General features: G+C 69.7%; 18 protein-coding genes and 1 tRNA gene. 11 read left to right on the top strand and 8 right to left on the bottom strand.

Going from position 1 to position 17,292, the window contains the following annotated elements:
• Positions 1 to 88: 88 nt before the first annotated feature.
• From Tther_RS04080 to Tther_RS04070, 3 genes are all read left to right on the top strand, one after another.
• A complete protein-coding gene (locus Tther_RS04080) occupies positions 89 to 790 on the top strand; it encodes a glutathione S-transferase family protein (protein ID WP_143901199.1) in 702 nt (233 codons plus the stop codon).
• A 42-nt stretch (positions 791 to 832) separates the two neighbouring features.
• Positions 833 to 1,309, top strand: a complete 477-nt coding sequence (locus Tther_RS04075) for a MerR family transcriptional regulator (protein WP_143901197.1) — start codon at positions 833 to 835, stop codon at positions 1,307 to 1,309.
• Positions 1,310 to 1,319: 10 nt separating this feature from the next.
• Positions 1,320 to 1,396 (top strand) — tRNA-Pro (locus Tther_RS04070).
• A gap of 78 nt (positions 1,397 to 1,474) precedes the next feature.
• On the opposite strand, the gene apaG is transcribed toward Tther_RS04070, so the two are convergent.
• Together apaG and pmbA are read right to left on the bottom strand one after the other, a co-directional pair.
• A complete protein-coding gene (gene apaG, locus Tther_RS04065) occupies positions 1,475 to 1,843 on the bottom strand; it encodes a Co2+/Mg2+ efflux protein ApaG (protein ID WP_143901195.1) in 369 nt (122 codons plus the stop codon).
• A gap of 41 nt (positions 1,844 to 1,884) precedes the next feature.
• Positions 1,885 to 3,300 carry a metalloprotease PmbA gene (gene pmbA, locus Tther_RS04060; RefSeq protein WP_143901192.1) on the bottom strand — a complete coding sequence of 472 codons (1,416 nt, stop codon included), beginning with the start codon at positions 3,298 to 3,300 and terminating at the stop codon, positions 1,885 to 1,887.
• Positions 3,301 to 3,322: 22 nt separating this feature from the next.
• On the opposite strand from pmbA, the gene yjgA reads away from it, so the two are divergent.
• A complete protein-coding gene (gene yjgA, locus Tther_RS04055; protein ID WP_143901190.1) occupies positions 3,323 to 3,961 on the top strand; it encodes a ribosome biogenesis factor YjgA in 639 nt (212 codons plus the stop codon).
• A 2-nt stretch (positions 3,962 to 3,963) separates the two neighbouring features.
• Positions 3,964 to 4,563, top strand: coding sequence for a molybdopterin adenylyltransferase (gene mog / locus Tther_RS04050; RefSeq protein WP_143901188.1), 600 nt, complete (start codon positions 3,964 to 3,966; stop codon positions 4,561 to 4,563).
• Between the two features lie 267 nt (positions 4,564 to 4,830).
• On the opposite strand, the gene Tther_RS04045 is transcribed toward mog, so the two are convergent.
• Positions 4,831 to 5,250, bottom strand: a complete 420-nt coding sequence (locus Tther_RS04045) for a hypothetical protein (protein WP_143901186.1) — start codon at positions 5,248 to 5,250, stop codon at positions 4,831 to 4,833.
• Between the two features lie 29 nt (positions 5,251 to 5,279).
• Here Tther_RS04045 and Tther_RS04040 point away from each other — a divergent pair, with 29 nt between their 5' ends.
• The gene (locus tag Tther_RS04040) at positions 5,280 to 6,188 is read left to right on the top strand and encodes a GGDEF domain-containing protein (RefSeq protein ID WP_143901184.1); all 909 of its coding nucleotides are present in this window, start codon (positions 5,280 to 5,282) and stop codon (positions 6,186 to 6,188) included.
• On the opposite strand, the gene cysE is transcribed toward Tther_RS04040, so the two are convergent.
• Entirely contained in the window at positions 6,166 to 6,936 is a 771-nt protein-coding gene (gene cysE, locus Tther_RS04035; protein WP_143901182.1) for a serine O-acetyltransferase, read from the bottom strand. The two genes, Tther_RS04040 and cysE, sit on opposite strands and share 23 nt — an antisense overlap.
• A 29-nt stretch (positions 6,937 to 6,965) precedes the next feature.
• The gene (locus Tther_RS04030; protein WP_143901215.1) at positions 6,966 to 7,736 is read right to left on the bottom strand and encodes an RNA methyltransferase; all 771 of its coding nucleotides are present in this window, start codon (positions 7,734 to 7,736) and stop codon (positions 6,966 to 6,968) included.
• An 84-nt stretch (positions 7,737 to 7,820) separates the two neighbouring features.
• Here Tther_RS04030 and Tther_RS04025 point away from each other — a divergent pair, with 84 nt between their 5' ends.
• From Tther_RS04025 to Tther_RS04005, 5 genes are all read left to right on the top strand, one after another.
• The gene (locus Tther_RS04025; RefSeq protein WP_143901180.1) at positions 7,821 to 8,762 is read left to right on the top strand and encodes an inositol monophosphatase family protein; all 942 of its coding nucleotides are present in this window, start codon (positions 7,821 to 7,823) and stop codon (positions 8,760 to 8,762) included.
• A 16-nt stretch (positions 8,763 to 8,778) separates the two neighbouring features.
• Positions 8,779 to 11,460: a DNA mismatch repair protein MutS gene (mutS, locus tag Tther_RS04020; protein WP_425472799.1), complete on the top strand. Its 2,682-nt coding sequence runs from the start codon at positions 8,779 to 8,781 to the stop codon at positions 11,458 to 11,460.
• A gap of 61 nt (positions 11,461 to 11,521) precedes the next feature.
• Positions 11,522 to 12,214 carry a protein-L-isoaspartate O-methyltransferase family protein gene (locus Tther_RS04015; RefSeq protein WP_143901176.1) on the top strand — a complete coding sequence of 231 codons (693 nt, stop codon included), beginning with the start codon at positions 11,522 to 11,524 and terminating at the stop codon, positions 12,212 to 12,214.
• A gap of 11 nt (positions 12,215 to 12,225) precedes the next feature.
• Positions 12,226 to 12,576 carry a rhodanese-like domain-containing protein gene (locus Tther_RS04010; protein WP_143901174.1) on the top strand — a complete coding sequence of 117 codons (351 nt, stop codon included), beginning with the start codon at positions 12,226 to 12,228 and terminating at the stop codon, positions 12,574 to 12,576.
• Between the two features lie 70 nt (positions 12,577 to 12,646).
• Complete coding sequence (locus Tther_RS04005; RefSeq protein ID WP_143901172.1) at positions 12,647 to 14,005, top strand: TolC family outer membrane protein; 1,359 nt, start codon at positions 12,647 to 12,649, stop codon at positions 14,003 to 14,005.
• Here Tther_RS04005 and Tther_RS04000 read toward each other — a convergent pair.
• From Tther_RS04000 to Tther_RS03990, 3 genes are read right to left on the bottom strand one after another with little or no spacing between them, the layout of a single operon-like run.
• The gene (locus Tther_RS04000) at positions 13,980 to 15,347 is read right to left on the bottom strand and encodes a 3-deoxy-D-manno-octulosonic acid transferase (RefSeq protein WP_246098904.1); all 1,368 of its coding nucleotides are present in this window, start codon (positions 15,345 to 15,347) and stop codon (positions 13,980 to 13,982) included. The genes Tther_RS04005 and Tther_RS04000 overlap by 26 nt on opposite strands.
• A complete protein-coding gene (locus tag Tther_RS03995) occupies positions 15,344 to 16,126 on the bottom strand; it encodes a polysaccharide deacetylase family protein (protein ID WP_246098903.1) in 783 nt (260 codons plus the stop codon). Before Tther_RS03995 ends, Tther_RS04000 begins: the two co-directional genes overlap by 4 nt.
• Positions 16,127 to 16,129: 3 nt before the next feature.
• A complete protein-coding gene (locus tag Tther_RS03990; protein ID WP_143901170.1) occupies positions 16,130 to 17,278 on the bottom strand; it encodes a glycosyltransferase family 4 protein in 1,149 nt (382 codons plus the stop codon).
• Between the last annotated feature and the right edge of the window lie 14 nt (positions 17,279 to 17,292).

Raw genomic sequence — 17,292 nt, 5'->3', positions numbered from 1 at the left:
GCTGGCCGAGGGCATACGCCTGTTCTGCGCCGACGCCCAGCGGCTCGATGCCCTGATACGGTCGCGCTGACCCACCGGAGCCATTGCCTTGACCGCCCTCGTCGTCCACCACCTGGAACATTCCCGCTCGCACCGCGTGCTGTGGCTGCTCGAAGAGCTGGGCGTGCCCTACGAGCTGCGCCTGTACCGCCGGGATGCGCGCACGCGGCTGGCGCCACCCGAACTCAAGGCCGTCCATCCGTTGGGCAAGGCCCCGGTCATCACCCACGGTGACGTCACGGTGGCCGAGTCGGGCGCGATCCTGGAATACCTGGCCGCAACCTTCGCGCCAGCGCCGCAGGGCGAACTGCGCGACCTGGTGCCCCCCGCGGGCAGCGCCGCGCAGCGCGACAACCGGTTCTGGATGCACTTTGCGGAGGGCTCGCTGATGAACTGGGTGGTGATGAAACTGGTGTTCGTCAACATCCCCAAGCAGCGCATGCCGTTTTTTGCGCGTCCGATCGCGCGTGCGATCAGCCAACAGGTGCTGCAACGCTTCGTCGAGCCCAACATCGACGCGGCACTCGGGCTGCTGGAGCACACGCTGCGCGAGCGGCCGTGGCTGACCGGACAGCGGCTGGCCCTGGCGGACTTCCAGATGAGCTTTGCGGTCGAAGCCGCCCTGGCCCTGGGGGGGACGCAGGCGGCGGCGCGCTTTCCCGCCGTGGCGGCCTACCGCGAGCGCTACCGCGCCCGGCCGGCGTACCAGCGCGCGTTGGCCAAAGGCGGCCCGGAAATCATGGGCCTCTGAGGCGCGTTGCGGTAAATTTGCGGGTTTCGACGTTCCGCCACCATGTCCAGCCAAGACGCCCTGCCCCCCATTCCACCCAAGCGCTACTTCACCATCGGCGAGGTCAGCGAGCTGTGCGGCGTCAAACCCCACGTGCTGCGCTACTGGGAGCAGGAATTCACCCAACTGCGGCCCATGAAGCGCCGTGGCAACCGGCGCTACTACCAGCACCATGAAGTGCTGATGATCCGGCGCATCCGCGAGCTGCTGTACGACCAGGGCTTTACCATCCACGGGGCGCGCAACCGGCTGGCCGAGCTGGCCCAGCAGGAACGCGCGCGCAAGACGGGCCCTGCGCTGGCCGATGATGCCCCGCCGCCCGCACTCGCCGCCAGCGTCGACGCCGCGGCCTCGCTTGTGGGTGCTGCGCCCGATGCCGACCAGCGCCGCGCCCTGCTGGCCGAGCTGCGCGCCATTCGTGCGCTGCTCGATACCGACTCGGCGGCCCCGGCCGCCATCGGCACCGAAAACCGCTTATAATTTCGGTTCTCGGCGTGTAGCGCAGCCTGGTAGCGCACTTGCATGGGGTGCAAGGGGTCGCGAGTTCGAATCCCGCCACGCCGACCACACACCAAACGGCTTGTGCCCGCCCGGGTGCAAGCCGTTTTTTCTTGGGTCGGGCACCACCACCTGGCGCCAGGCGCATCACCGGCGATCGGCGCGCAGCACAAAGGGCGCAATCGCTGCCTCAAAACGGGTGCCATCGACCGCCACGCAAAAATAGTGGCCGGTCATGATGCCCATGGGGGTGCGCAATTCGGCCGAACTGGTGTAGCGAAACGACTCACCCGGGTGCAACAGGGGTTGCTGCCCGACCACGCCCAGCCCGTCCACGACCTGGGTGTCGCCGTTGGCGTCCTCGATCTCCCAATGGCGGGCGATGAGCTGCGCGGCCACCTCCCCCACGTTGCAGATGGTGATGGTGTAGGCAAAGCGGTAGATGCCGTCCGCAGGCGAAGAGTGCTGCGGCAGGTATTGCGGCTGGGCCTCGCAGGTGAAGTGGTAACGCGCCATGGTGCGATGGTAGCCGGCGCAGCCAAGCCCGTTACGGCGGATCAGCTTCCGGCCACCGTCATGCGCTCGATCAACACCGAGCCGACGTTCTTCGCGCCCAGGTTGTAGACGTCCGCGCCAATGGCCACGATGCCGCGGAACATGTCCTTGAGGTTGCCGGCGATGGTGATCTCCGCCACGGGGTAGGCGATCACGCCGTCCTCGACCCAAAAACCGGATGCGCCACGCGAATAGTCGCCGGTCACGGGGTTGACCCCCTGCCCCATCAGCTCGGTGACGAACAGACCGCGGCCCAGTTTGCGCAGCATCGCCGGCAGGTCGTCGCCCGGTTCGGTCAGGCGGCTGGTCATCAACAGGTTGTGCGATCCGCCGGCGTTACCGGTGGTGCGCATGCCCAGCTTGCGCGCCGAATACGTGCTCAGAAAATAGCCCTTGACGCACCCGGCGCTGACCACGGGGCGTGCCAGCGTGCGCACGCCTTCGTCGTCAAACGGCGCACTGCCCTTGCCGCCCAGCAGGTGCGGATCCTCCTGGATGTCGATGTGCGCCGGGAAAATCTGCCGCCCCAGGCTGTCGGGCAAAAAGGTGGTGCGCCGGTAGAGCGCCCCGCCGCTGACCGCCTGCACGAAGGCGCCCAGCAGCCCCGCTGCCAGCGGCGCTTCGAACAGCACCGGGCACTCGGTGGTGGCAATCTTGCGCGGCTTCAGACGCGCCAGCGCCCGCTCGGCGGCGTAGCGGCCCACCGCCTCGGGGCTGGCCAGCTCGGCCGGGTTGCGCATCGAGCTGTACCAGTAGTCGCGCTGCATGCCATCGCCCTTGCCGGCAATCGGCGAGACCGACAGGCTGTGGCGCGAGCTGGCGTAGCCCCCCGCGAAAATGCCCTGCCGGCCACGCTCGCCACCACGCATGTGCTCGGCCCAGAAATGCGACTGCTGCGCCGAGACGGCCGCCCCCTCGCTGTTGGTGATGCGCGGGCTGACGGCAAACGCCGCCGCCTCGCAGCGCAACGCCAGCTCCACCGCCTGCTCGGCCGTGATCGGCCAGGGGTGAAACAGCGCCAGATCGGGGTAGTCGTTGGCGATGTCGATCTCGTCGGGCAGGCCGGCGGCCGGGTCCTCGGCGGTGTAGCGAGCGATGTCGTAGGCCGCCTGCACCGTGCGGCGGATGGCCTCGGCGGAAAAGTCCGATGTCGAAGCGTTGCCGCGCCGCTGCCCCAGGTAGACGGTGATGCCCAGCGACTTGTCGCGGTTGCGCTCGACGTTTTCGAGCGCGCCGCAACGCACCGAAACGCTCAGGCCGCTGCCCTCGGAGACTTCGACCGCGGCATCGGCCACGCCCAGCGCCCGGGCGTGTTGCAGCGCCAGGTCGGCCAGCGCCTGGAATTGCTCTTGCGAGAATTGAAAGCCGGTCTGCGCACCGGCTGCGGCCCGAGGGGCCTGGGAATGGGTGGCTTTCATGTGGCTGGCTATGATAGCGGGCATGCCACGCAAGCCGCCCAAAGGGTATTTCGTCAAGGGTCACTTCGTTGCCTACGGCAGCGAGGAAGACGCCGAGCTCAAGCGTACCGCCAAGTGGGACGCCGAGCAAAGCAAGACCGACCTGAAAAAACGCAGCGCCCACCTGCAGGCGGTGGGCGAGCAGCTGCTCAGCCTCAAGGCGTCGCTGTTGCAGCGGCTGGCCCTGCCGGAGTCGCTGCTCGACGCCGTCGCCGAGGCCAAGCGCATCGACGACTTCGAGGGCAAGCGCCGCCAGCTGCAGTACGTGGGCAAGCTCATGCGCCAGTTGGACGAGGCGCAGGTCAGCGCCATCGAGGCGGCCGTGGCCGAGCAGCACCAGGGCAGTGCCGCCGAAACGCAGCGTCTGCACGAGGCCGAACGCTGGCGCGAGCGGCTGCTCGCCGACGACACGGCCCTGGAGGCGTGGCGCGAGGTCGAGCCCGGCGGCGACTGGCAGCGCCTGCGCGCCCTGATCCGCCAGGCGCGCAAAGACGCGCAGACCCGCGCCGCGCCGGCACCCGGCCAGGCCCAACGCCAAGGCCGGGCCTACCGCGAACTGTTTCAGCACATACGCGCGGCGCTGGACGCCCGTTCCGCCGACGCGCCCACTGCACAACCCTGACCATGAACGCTTTCGACCCCGTCACCATTGGCATCGTCTCGATCAGCGACCGCGCCAGCAGCGGCGTCTACGAGGACAAGGGCCTGCCGGCGCTGCGCGATTGGCTGGGCCGGGCACTGAAAAATCCGATCACCTTCGTCGAGCGCCTGATCCCCGACGAGCGCGAGCGCATCAGCGCCACGCTGGTCGAATTGGCCGACCAACACGGCTGCAGCCTGATCCTGACCACGGGCGGCACCGGGCCGGCGCCGCGCGACGTCACGCCGGAGGCGACACTGGCCATTGCCGACAAAGAAATGCCGGGCTTTGGCGAGCAGATGCGCCAAATCAGCCTGCGCTTCGTGCCCACGGCCATCTTGTCGCGGCAGGTGGCTGTGATACGCGGGCGCAGCCTGATCATCAACCTGCCCGGCCAGCCCAAGTCGATCGCCGAGACGCTGGAGGGTTTGCGCGACGCCGATGGCCAACCGGTCGTGCACGGCATCTTCGCCGCTGTCCCCTACTGCATCGACCTCATCGGCGGCCCCTACCTGGAAACCGACCCCGCCGTGTGCGCCGCCTTCCGGCCGAAGTCGGCCGTGCGGCCGCCCCGCGCCACCTGAACCCCTGCCGTGGACCCCTCACCCGTCCCCAACCTCGCAGCACCCGCGCAGCCGCTCTGGCGCGTTTGGGCGGCTGGCGTGGCGGTGACGGTGGCGCTGATTGCGGTGGCCCTGTGGGGCGTCCACGCGGCCAGCCGCTGGTGGGCCGACAACCAATGGACGCGTGAACTCGACACGGAACGCGCCCGCGCGCAGATGCTGGCGTCGGCCACCGCCACCGTGTTGACGCAACGCCTGGCGCTGGCCCAGGGGGTCGCGGTCAGTTTTTCACAGGGCGGCGACGTGCGCGCGCTGCTCGACGAACGGGCACGCAACCCCATGGCCGCCGGCGTGGTCGAACGGCAGCAGCGGCTGGATGCGCGCTTGGACATCGTCGTGCGTGAGCTGGGCCTTGGCCTGATCGCCGTGGCCGACCGCGAGGGGACGGTGGTGGCCGCAGGCGAGCCACCGGGCATTCCCTCCTTTGTGGGCAATCGATACCGTGATGGGCCGCTGCATGTGGCCACGCGCGAAGGGCGGTCGGCGCACCTGTTCATGGTCGGCGAGACGACGGGACGGCGCAGCGTGGTGTTTGCCGAGCCGGTGCAGGTGGATGGCCACTTCGTGGGGTATGTGGGGGTGTCGATCATCCTCGACGAAAGCCTGCTGCCCACCGCGGCCGCCGGCGCCATCGTCAGCGATGCGCACGGGGTGGTGGTGCTCAGCCGCGAGCCGCGGTGGCGGTTTCAGCGGCTGGTGCACAAACCAGCTGGCCGCCGCCCGCCGACGTCGACTGGCCGCTCTACGGCGACCGGCCACCGCAGCTGTGGCCGTGGCAGCCAGGCCCGCTGCCCGGCCTGTGGTGGCTGGCACGCGCGGGCGAGGGCACGCCGGTGCTGGAGGCACGCAGCGACGTCTTCGACGGCCTGCTGCACGTGCACGTGCTGCAGCCAGCCAGTTGGATCGACGATGTGGAGCGCCAACGGCGCTTGCTGTTCGGCCTCGGGTCGGGCTTGGCCGTCGCGGTGTTGACGGCGCTGGTGTTGCTCGCAACCGCGCTGTGGCAGGCCCGGCAGCATCGCGTCGCGCTGACAGCCATCAACCGCGAGTTGCAGCGCTTGGTCATCACCGATGCCTTGACCGGCATCGCCAACCGCCGGCGGCTGCTGGAATTGCTGGACGACGAGTTGCGGCGCATGCGCCGCCAGGGCCGGCCGCTGACGGTGCTCTCGCTCGATCTGGACCACTTCAAACAGGTCAACGACACCCACGGACACGCCACCGGCGACGCCGTGCTGCAGCATGTCGTGCGCACGGTGCAGCAGCACCTGCGCGCCACGGACCACTTTGGCCGCATGGGGGGCGAGGAATTCGTCGTGCTGCTGCCCGACACGGGGGCCGACGCGGCACAGAAAGTGGCCTGGAAATTGCGCGAAGCGGTCGCCCGCACGCCGCTGCAAACCCCGGACGGCCTGGTGGTGCCCGTGACGATCAGCGTGGGCGGCGTCACCAGCACCGACCCCAGCGCAACCGCCGCCAGCGTGCTGGCGCAGGCCGACGCCGCCCTCTACGCGGCCAAAGCAGCCGGGCGCGACTGCGTGCGTTGGACCAGCAGCGCCGGCGTCACTTGCCCAGCAGTTGATTGAGCCGCTCGGCTTCGAAATGCTCCGTCTTGGCCGCCTCGGCCGGCACGCAGTCGCCGCGCTGCGCGCAGACGAGCTTTTCGATCGCCTGCCACAACAGCGCGATCTGGTGCTCGTGCGCGGCGGCGTTGTCGATCAGGCCGCGCAGCGCCTGGCTCAGCGGGTCGTCGTTTTGCGTCACGCCGTACGCCGAAAACCCCATTTTCGCCGCGGCGGCCTCGCGCTTTTCGTCGGCATCGGCAACGATGATGCGCGCCGGGTTGCCCACGGCCGTCGCACCGGCCGGCACCGGCTTGGTCACCACGGCGTTGCTGCCAATCTTGGCCCCGTCGCCCACGGTAAAGCCCCCCAGCACCTTGGCGCCGGCGCCGACGATCACGTTGCGCCCCAGCGTGGGGTGGCGTTTGGCGCCCTTGTAGAGCGACGTGCCACCCAGCGTCACGCCGTGGTAGATGGTGCAGCCGTCGCCCACCTCGGCGGTTTCGCCGATCACCACCCCCATGCCGTGGTCGATGAAGACGCGCTCGCCGATGCGCGCACCGGGGTGGATTTCGATGCCGGTGAGCCAGCGGTTCCAGTGGGAAATCCAGCGCCCCAGCCATTTCCAGCCCGCGCGCCAGCACGCATGCGCCAGGCGGTGCAGCACGATGGCGTGCAAGCCCGGGTAGCACGTCACGACCTCCCAGCGCGAGCGCGCGGCCGGATCCCGCTCGAGGATGGCGTCGATATCGGCTTTGAGGCGTCGGAACATGGTCGAGGGCAAAGGAGCAAAACCTGAGTCTAGCGCCTGACGCCGCGCGCGGCGTCGATCATGGCCCGCGCCACCCCGCGCAGGATGTGGACTTCGGGCACGGTGGGCGCGGCGCGCTGGAGCAGGCGCCGCAACCGCGGCATCAGTTTTTTGGGCGCGGCCGGATCCAAAAAGCCCACGGCCACCAACGCCTCCTCCCAGTGCGCCAGCATGGCCGAAACCGCGGGGGCATCTGCTGGCGGTTCGGCCATGGGGCCGCGCGCGCGCGCCCGCGCCGGCATGGCCCCAATGCCGCCCAGGGCCAGCCGCCACTCGTAGGCGATCAGCTGCACCGCCGCTGCCAGGTTGAGCGACCCATAGTCCGGTGCGGTCGGGATGCGCAGACACACGTGGCAGCGGTACACATCCTCGTTGGCCATGCCGTAGCGCTCGGGCCCAAACAAAAACGCCACGCCACCCGTCGACGCCGCACGCATGCGCGGCGCCAGCGCCGCCAGGTGGTCGCGCGGGGCCGCCACCGGGGGGCCAAAATCGCGTGGCGTCATGGCGGTGGCGCACAGGTGGGTCATACCCTCCAGCGCCGCGTCCAGGGTCTCGACCAGGCGCGCGCGTGCAAGCACGTCGGTGGCGCCGCTGGCGCGCTCGATGGCCTCGGGGCGCTGCAGCACGTCCGGCCAGCGCGGGCGCACCAGCACCAGGTCGTCAAAGCCCATGACCTTGAGCGCGCGCGCCGCCGCCCCCACGTTGCCTGCGTGGCTGGGTTCGATGAGGACGAAACGGGTCGGAAGGTCCTGGCTCACGGTTTGGCGAAACACGGGGGCACCGGTAGAATCCCGCTATTGTCGCTGCCATCGCGCAGCTCCCGTCGCTCTTGCCCACAATTCATGTCCTCCCACCTCCACCCCATGCTCAACGTGGCCATCAAGGCCGCGCGCGCCGCTGGCGCCCTCATCAACCGGGCCTCGCTCGACCTCGACACCCTGCGTGTCGGCGCCAAGCAGACCAACGATTTCGTCACCGAGGTCGACCACGCGGCCGAAGCCGCCATCATCGACACGCTGCTCGGTGCCTACCCCGAGCACGGCATCTGGGCAGAGGAATCCGGCCGCCGGGAGGGCAAGGGCAAAGGCCGCGCCTTCACCTGGATCATCGATCCACTGGACGGCACCACCAATTTCATCCACGGCTTTCCGGTGTACTGCGTCAGCATCGCGCTGATGGTGGATGGGCGTCTGGAGCAAGCCGTCATTTACGATCCCACCCGCAACGACCTCTTTACCGCCAGCAAGGGGCGGGGGGCCTACCTCAACGACCGCCGCATCCGCGTGGCGCGGCGCGTGCAATTGCGCGACTGCCTGTTGAGCACGGGCTTTCCCTTCCGCCCGGGCGACGCGTTTCAGACCTACCTGCGCATGTTTGGCGAGGTGATGCCGCGCGTCGCCGGCCTGCGCCGGCCGGGCTCTGCCGCGCTGGATCTGGCTTATGTGGCGGCAGGCTTTAGCGACGGCTTCTTTGAAATGGGCCTGAGCCCCTGGGACGTGGCGGCTGGCGCGCTGCTGGTGACCGAGGCCGGCGGGCTGGTGGGCAATTTCACCGGCGAGGCCGACTTCCTGGAACAAAAGGAATGCTTGGCAGCCAACCCGCGCATCTACGGCCAGTTGGTGGGCGTGCTGAGCAAGTACAGCAAGTTCGCCCCGGTGCGTGACAAGATGGCGCTGGATGCTCAGATGGGGACAGACGCGCCGCGCGCCCCCGCCGCCGATGCGCGCGCGGCGGACGACACCCCCGGCGCAGACGCCGCTGGCAGCACCGACGCCCCGTGGTGAGTGGTCCCGGCGGACAATGGCGACCACGACCCTAGCAGCGGACGCTCCCGCCCCCGGCGGCGCGCCCCCCGCGCCGCTGGAGGCCCACACGCCGATGATGCAGCAGTGGCTGCGCATCAAGGCCGACTACCCCCACACGCTGGTGTTTTACCGCATGGGGGATTTTTACGAGCTGTTCTACGACGACGCCCACCGGGCGGCGCGGCTGCTCGACATCACGCTGACCACGCGCGGCCAGTCGGCCGGTGCGCCGGTGGTGATGGCCGGTGTCCCGGTCCATTCGGTGGAGACGTATCTCGCGCGCCTGATCCGCCTGGGCGAATCGGTGGCGATTTGCGAGCAGGTGGGCGACGTCTCCAGCGCCAAAGGGCCGGTGGAGCGGCAGGTGGTGCGCGTGGTGACCCCAGGCACGCTGACCGAGAGCGAACTGCTGGCCGACAAAACGGACGCGCTGCTGCTCGCGGTGCACCTGGGCGCGCGGCGGCGCTGCGGTCTGGCCTGGCTGGCCGTCACCGAAGGCACGGTGCACCTGGCCGAGTGCGACTGGGCGGCGTTGCGCGGCTGGCTGCAGCGGCTGGCGCCGCACGAGGTGCTGCACGGCGGTGACCTGGCCCCGGCGGCCGAGGCCGAGCTGCGCGCCTGGCTCGACGCGGTGGCCACGAGCGTGCGCCCGGCCCTGACGGTGCGACCGGCCTGGGTGTTCGATGCGGCGCTGGGCCAGCGCAAGCTGTGCGAACAGTTGCAGGCCGCCACCCTGGCCGGCTGGGGCGCGCAAGACTTGGCCGAGGCCCATGCCGCCGCCTCGGCCCTGCTGGACTATGCCGAGCACACGCAAGGGCGGCAGCTGGGGCATGTGCGCGCCCTGCGCGTGGTGCGCCCGCAGGAATGGATCGAGCTGCCGGCGACCACGCGCCGCAACCTGGAACTCACCCAAACCCTGCGTGGAGAGCCCGCGCCCACCCTGTTGTCGCTGCTCGATACCTGTGCCACGGGTATGGGCAGTCGCCTGCTGCGGCGCTGGCTGCTGGAGCCGCCGCGCGAGCGCACCGTGGCGCGCGAACGGCTCGATGCCATCGGCGTGCTGCGCACCCACGGCCCTGACGACCTGCGCCGCGGCCTGCGCGGCCTGAGCGACGTCGAACGCCTGGCGGCGCGCATCGCGCTGCGCCAAGCACGCCCGCGCGAGTTGGTGGGGCTGGCGCAAACCCTGCAACGCGCCGACCATCTGGCCCAAGCGTTGGCGGCCCTGACCGCTGCCCACGCCAGCGCGCTGCTGGCGCGCGTCGCCACGGACCTGCGCCCGCCCCTGGCGGTGGCGCACCTGCTGCAACGCGCCCTGCTGCCCGAGCCGGCGGCCCTGATCCGCGACGGTGGCGTCATCGCCCCCGGCTATGACGCCGAACTGGACGAACTGCGCGCCATCCAGGCCAACGCCGACGCCTTTTTGCTCGACCTGGAAGCACGCGAGCGCGCCCGCACCGGCATCGCCAACCTGCGCGTGCAGTACAACAAGGTGCACGGTTTCTACATCGAGGTCACGCAGGGCCAGCTCGACAAGGTGCCCGACGACTACCGGCGCCGCCAAACGCTCAAAAACGCCGAGCGCTTCATCACGCCCGAGCTCAAGGCCTTCGAGGACAAAGCCCTGTCGGCCCAGGAGCGCGCGCTGGCGCGCGAAAAATGGCTCTACGAACGCCTGCTCGACGAGCTGCAGCCCTACGTGCCCGCGCTGGGCACCCTGGCACGCGCGCTGGCCACGCTGGACGTGCTGGCGGCGCTGGCCGAACGCTCGCTGACCCTGGAGTGGCAGGCGCCAACCTTCGTGCCCGAGCCACGCATCGAAATTCGCCAAGGCCGCCACCCGGTGGTGGAAGCACGCCTGCGCGAAACCGGCGCCGGCCCTTTCATCCCCAACGACACGGTGCTGGACGCGCGCACGCGGCTGCAAATCATCACCGGCCCCAACATGGGTGGCAAATCCACCTACATGCGGCAAGTGGCCCTGATCGTGTTGCTGGCCAGCATCGGCAGCTACGTGCCGGCGCAGAGCTGCCGCCTGGGGCCGATCGACGCCATCCACACCCGCATCGGCGCTGCCGACGACCTGGCCAACGCGCAGTCCACCTTCATGCTGGAGATGACCGAGGCGGCGCAGATCCTGCACGGCGCCACCGAGCACAGCCTGGTGCTGATGGACGAAATCGGCCGCGGCACCTCCACCTTCGACGGGTTGGCGCTGGCCGGCGCGATAGCCTCCTACCTGCACGACAAAGTACGCGCCTTCACGCTGTTTGCGACGCACTACTTTGAACTGACCGAGTTCCCCGCCCGCCATCCGGGCGCGGTCAACGTACACGTCAGCGCGGTAGAGGGCAAGGGACGTGAGATCGTGTTTTTGCACCAAATCGAACCCGGGCCCGCGAGCCGCAGCTACGGCGTGCAGGTCGCGCGGCTGGCGGGCGTGCCGACGGCGGTGGTGCAGCAGGCGCGCCATGCGCTGGCGCAGCTGGAGGCGCAAAGCGCGCGCGCGCAGCAGCAAATCGACCTCTTTGCCCCGGCGCCCGAGCCGCTGCCCAGCCCGCCCGACGAACACCCCGTGCTGCAGCAGCTGGCCGAGCTGGATCCGGACGCGCTGAGCCCGCGCGATGCGCTGGAGGCCCTGTACCGACTGCGCGCCGCGCTCGAGCGCGGCGCCTGAATCGGTGGCCTTCGGTAAAATGCATGGCATTGCCCGCCCAACATACCCATAGGAGTACGGCATGAGCGCGACCGCGTTCGACTTCGAAAAAGCCCGCTTCAACATGATCGAGCAACAGATCCGCCCCTGGGAGGTGCTCGACGCCACGGTCCTGGCGCTGCTGGCCGAAGTCAAGCGGGAAACCTTCGTGCCCCCCGCCTACCAGGCGCTGGCGCTGTCGGACCTGGAAATCCCCCTGTCGCACCCTGCGGTCGAGGGCGAGTGCATGCTCGCGCCCAAGGTCGAAGCCCGCACGCTGCAGGACTTGGCACTCAAGCCCACCGACAACGTGCTCGAAATCGGCACCGGCTCCGGCTACATGGCCGCCCTCATGGGCCGGCTGGCGCGCCAGGTGCTCACCATCGAAATCAACCCCACGCTGGCCGACACCGCACGCGCCAACTTGGCCCGCGCCGGCATCACCAACGTGCAGGTCAAAACGGCCGATGCCGCAGCCGGCCGCTTTGCCCCCTGCGTCAGCGAAGCGCCGTACGACGTCATCGTTTTGAGCGGCTCGGTGGCCGAAGTGCCCACCGATCTGCTCGAGCTGCTGCGCGTGGGCGGTCGGCTGTTCGCCGTCGTGGGTGAAGAGCCGATCATGCGCGCCACGATGGTCGAACGCAGCGGCGAGGCCAGCTACCACAGCGAGCAGCCCTGGGACATCGTGATCCCGCGCCTGCGCAACTTCCCCGAACCCAGCCGCTTCCGCTTCTGAGCCTGCCGCCCATGGTGCCCCACATCCGCCCCGCGCAGCTGACCGACTGGTTGCGCCAGTGCCGCGTGCAAACGCCCGACGCCCAGCCCATCGTGCTCGATGTGCGCGAGCCGTGGGAGGTGCAAACCGCCAGCGTGCGCCCCGACGGCTTTGAGCTGCGGCACATGCCCATGGCCAGCATCCCGGCGCGCTTGGCCGAGTTGCCCAAAGACCGGCCCATCGCCTGCCTGTGCCACCACGGGGGCCGCAGCGCGCAAGTGGCGTATTTCCTGCACCGGCAGGGCTACGACGATGTGGTCAACATCGCCGGTGGCATCCACGCCTGGGCCGCGGAAGTGGACCCGACCATTCCCCAGTACTGAACACCGCCTGCACGGGCGGGCGATTCCCCGTATACTCCCACCTGTATTACACCATCAGGGAACGAACGCCATGCCGAACATCGCCCGTCGCCGCCTCGCCGCCCGTTTGCCGGCCCGCCTGTGGCACGTTGCCGCCGCTGTGCTGGCCGGGACCGGCTCGCTCGCCCATGCGCAAAGCCTGCAGGCCCTGTTGGAAGCGGCCCAGGCCTACGATGCCACCTACCTGGCCGCCAAAGCCCAGTACGAGGCCAACCGGGCCAAGGCCGAGCAGGCCCGCGCACGGGTGCTGCCCACGGTCGGCCTGTCGGCCGAGGCGTTCGTCAACCGGCGCGACAGCTCGATGGCGGCGCTGGACGACACCTTCAACAACCAGACCGCCAAGCTCGCCGCCAGCCACCCCCTGTACCGACCGGGCAACCGGCTGGAGGTGGAGCAGGCCGAACGCTCGCTGCAGGCCGCTGAGGCGCAGTTGCAAGCCGCCGAGCAGGACCTGATCGTGCGGCTGTCCCAAGCCTACTTCGACGTGCTGGGTGCGGAGGACACGCTGACCTTCGTACGGGCGCAAAAAGCGGCGGTCAGCGAGCAGCTGGCGGCGGCGCAGCGCAACTTCGAAGTGGGCACGGCCACGATCACCGACACGCGCGAGGCGCAAGCGCGCTTTGACCTCGTCGTGGCGCAGGAAATCGCCGCCGAAAACGACCTGCGCGTCAAAAAGCTGGCGCTCGACCAACTGGTGGGCAAGAGCGGCACCCAGCCTTGGCGCCTGCCCACCCCGGTGAGCTTGCCGGCGCTGGCGCCTGCGGACGTGTCGGCCTGGGTGCAGCGCGCCGTGGCCGAACACCCCAGCGTGCGCGCGGCCCAAGCCGCACTGGACATCGCCCGGCTGGAAGTGCGCAAGGCCGAAGCGGCCAAGGGGCCAACCCTGGACGCGGTCGCGCAGTATCAGTTTGCCCGCGCGCCCTCCTCTGTTGCCACGGTGCCCGGCTACGTGCGCAACCACACCGCCAGCATCGGCGTGCAGTTCAACCTGCCGCTCTACACCGGGGGTGCGCTGGACAACCGCGTCAAGGAAACCGTCGCCCTGGAGGACAAGGCCCGCAACGATGTCGAAGGCGCTTTGCGCGCCGTCAGCCAAGCCACGCGCGCGGCGTTCTTCGGCGTGCAATCGGGCCTGGGCCAGGTGCGCGCGCTCGAAGCCGCCGAAGCCTCCAGCCAAAGCGCGCTGGAAGCCAACCAGCTCGGCTACCAAGTGGGCGTGCGCATCAACATCGACGTGCTCAACGCCCAAAGCCAGCTCTACCAGACCAAGGCCCAACTGGCCAAAGCACGCTACGACGTCCTGGTCGGCAACCTGCGTCTGCGCCAGGCGGCCGGCGTGCTCAAGCCCGAGGATGTGCAGGCGATCAACGCGCTGTTGCAGGCGCGCTGACGGCGCCTGACGATCCGCCCGCGGCGTGGGGCGGCCTGGACAACCAAGGTTCCAGCGCCTGCACCAACCGCTGGGCAGCGCCGCGGTGCTGCGCCAGCCAGGCCGGCGCCCGGGCGCGGGCATCCCTGGGCCAGGCAGGGTCGTCCCGCCATCGCAGTGCCTCGCGCACCGCTGCGGCCATGCCGTCGACCTGGACGGCGACTTGTGCCTCGACAGCCGCCCGCGTGGCCTCCTGAAAATTGAAGGTGTGCGGCCCCAGAATCACCGGGCAGCCACAGGCAATCGCCTCGATCAGGTTTTGGCCGCCGTAAGGCAAGAAGCTGCCGCCCATCAACGCCCAGTCGGCCAGCGCGTAGTAGGCGGGCATTTCGCCCAACGTATCGCCCAGCCAGACATCCGCCGCCCGCACCGCTGCCCACGACTGCGCGTCACCGGTGGCAGGCCAGTGGCTGCGCCGCGCCACCGTGCAGCCGGCCGCTTGCAACATGCGCGCCACAGCGTCGAAGCGCTGCGGGTGGCGGGGCACGATGAGCCACCGCACCGCAGCGGCCGCCCCCTGGGCGGTCACGGTACGCAGCCAAAGTTCCTCTTCCCCGTCGCGACTGCTGGCCAACACCGCGATCGGGCGGTCATCGGCAAGCCGGGCGCGCCAGGCCCGCCCCCGCGCCAGCAAAGACGCGCTGGGGTCGAGGTCGAACTTGAGGTTACCCATGACGCCGGTCACCGATGCGCCCAACCGTTGCAGCCGCGCGGCGTCTGCAGCGGTCTGCGCCCACACCGCATGCAGCCCGCCGTAGGCCTGGCGGGCCAGCGCCGGCCAGCGCTGCGCGCGCGCCTGACTGCGCTCGCTCAGACGCGCGTTGATCAGCCACAGCGGTACCCCGGCGGCATGCGCAGCATGGACCAGGTTGGGCCACACCTCGGTTTCCACCAGCAGCCCGACACGGGGTCGAAAACGGCGCACAAAACGCTGGCATGCGCCTGCCGAATCCCAAGGCAACCAGACCTGCACGTCGCCCTCGCGGCACCAACGCTGCCCCTCCTCCCAGCCGGTGGCCGTGCTGTGGGTGAGCACCACCCGCACCTGCGGCCACCGGGCGCGCAGGGCCTGCAGCAAGATCGCAGCCGCGCGCATCTCGCCCAGCGAGACGGCGTGGATCCAAACGGCATCCTGCAGGGGCGGGACGTCTAGCCCGTAATACCCCAGTCGCTGCCACCACCGTTGGCCGTACGCCGGTTCGCGTCGCGCACGCCACAGCACCCGGCCCAACACCAGCGGCACCAGCAGCGCACTCAGCAGCCGGTAGGGCCAGGGCGGCGCCGATGATACCGGATGTGTCACGCCACCTCCACGCCAAATCCCGGCCGCATCACCACCTCGTGCTTGGGGGTATTTTTGAAGGCCAGCTTCCACCCCATGCCCAGGGCGCTGTCACCGTACGAGACCGCCTTGCGCGGCAGTGCCAACGGGTCCCACCCCGGCGCAACGCGCGCCCGCACGCAGGTCACCCCTCGCGTATAACCCGTCTCCGCTGCCACGGCGAGCGTGGTCGCGTCGTAGCTGCCGTAGGGATAGCAAACATCGTGTACCGACACCCCCAACCCATCCTCGAGGGCGTGACGACTGTCGCGCAACTCCTGCCACTGCGCCTCCCATGGGCGGCCGGCCAGGCGTTGGTGGTGCCACGCATGGGAACCGAAATGCACCCCTTCACGCTGCAGCGCGCGAATGCGCGGCCAGTCCATGAGGCGCGCCGCCGGGTGGCCCGCTTGTGCCAGCCAGTGCGCCGTTGCGCCAATCGAGCCGGCAATCAGATAGACCGTGGCCGTCCAACCGTGTTGCTGCAAGATCGGCCAAGCGTACTGGTAGAAATTTTCGTAGCCGTCGTCGAACGTCAATACCACGGTGCGGCGGTCGAGCTGGCCCGTGCTCCAGCGGGCGCAGGCATCGGCCAGCGAACACACCCGATAGCCCCAACGCGCCAACCAGGCCATTTGCGCCCGAAAGCGCGCCACGTGGCAGTAGGTCGCGCGGTGCTCGCGCATCGGTTCGAACTCCCCCACCTGGTGGTACATCAGAATGTCAAAGCCATGCGCCGCCCGCGTTTTGGCCATCGTCATGCCTTATGTCCTCCCGTCGACGCCCCGGGCACGTTGCGCGCGGCGGTACACCGCCAGGGTTTGTTCGACCATGCGCTCGAGGTCGAACTGGCGCTTGAATCGCGTGCGCGCCGCCCTCCCCCAAGCCAAACGGCGCTGCGGGTCGTCGATCAACGACAACAAGGCCTGCGCCCAGGCTGACACATCATCCACCGGCAACAGGCGGCCCACCTCGCCATCGGTCACCACTTCCGGCAAGCCCCCCAGATTCGAGGCCAACACCGGACGCCCGACCGCGAGCGCCTCCACCGCCGTCAGTCCCAGCGCTTCACGCCGTGACGGCACCAGCACCACGTCCAGGGAACGCAGAAATTCCATGGGCCGGTCGGTCTGACCGTGCCAAACCAGCGCATCCTCCACCCCCAGCCGGTGCGCCAGTTGCTTCATCTGCTGCCCCCAGGGTGTTTGCGCATCACCCGCCAGGTGCAGTTGAACAGGGGTCGCGGTGCGTGCGCGGACCTCGGCCAGCACGCGCAGGGCGGTGTCATGCCCCTTGTCCGGGATGAAGCGTGCCAGCATGCCCAGCCGCACCGCGGCGCCCGGTGCCGTGGGTGCGGCAGCACCATCCGGTCCCTCCCCAGGATCGGCCATGCCATGCAACACGGTGTCGATGCGCTCGGGCCCCAGGCCGCGTGCCCGCAGCGCGCCCGCGACCGCTGCCGACACCGCGATCACCCGATCGGCGCGCTCAAAATGCCGCTGCGCGTGGGTGGCATGGGCCGTGGCCACCAGGACACAAGCCAGCCCCGACCACCGTCGGCCCCAGTCTGCGTAGTGGGTCGAGCGCGTCAGGTGCGCATGCACCACATCAGGCCGCTGCGCGCGCATGAGGCGCGACAGGCGCCACGCCGACAACGCATCGAATTTGCCATGCAGGCCAACGGCGTGGCAGCGGATACCCGCTGCGCCAGCTGCCTGCGCCAGCCACCCTTGCGCGGGGGCCGCCAGGGACACGTCGCAACCGCGCCGGCGCAGCGCCAGCAACAACGCCAGGGCGTGGCGTTCCGCCCCGCCCAGTTGACGGCTGTGCACCACCATGAGCACACGCAACGGTTGCTGCCCATGCCCGTTCATGCTGGCGCCCTCACACACCACGGCATCGCCGCGCGACATGGGTACACTCCCGG

The sequence above is a fragment of the Tepidimonas thermarum genome, from assembly GCF_007556705.1.
In the GTDB taxonomy this organism is placed as follows: Bacteria; Pseudomonadota; Gammaproteobacteria; order Burkholderiales; family Burkholderiaceae_C; genus Tepidimonas; species Tepidimonas thermarum.
This window is presented reverse-complemented; position numbering and strand designations above follow the sequence as displayed.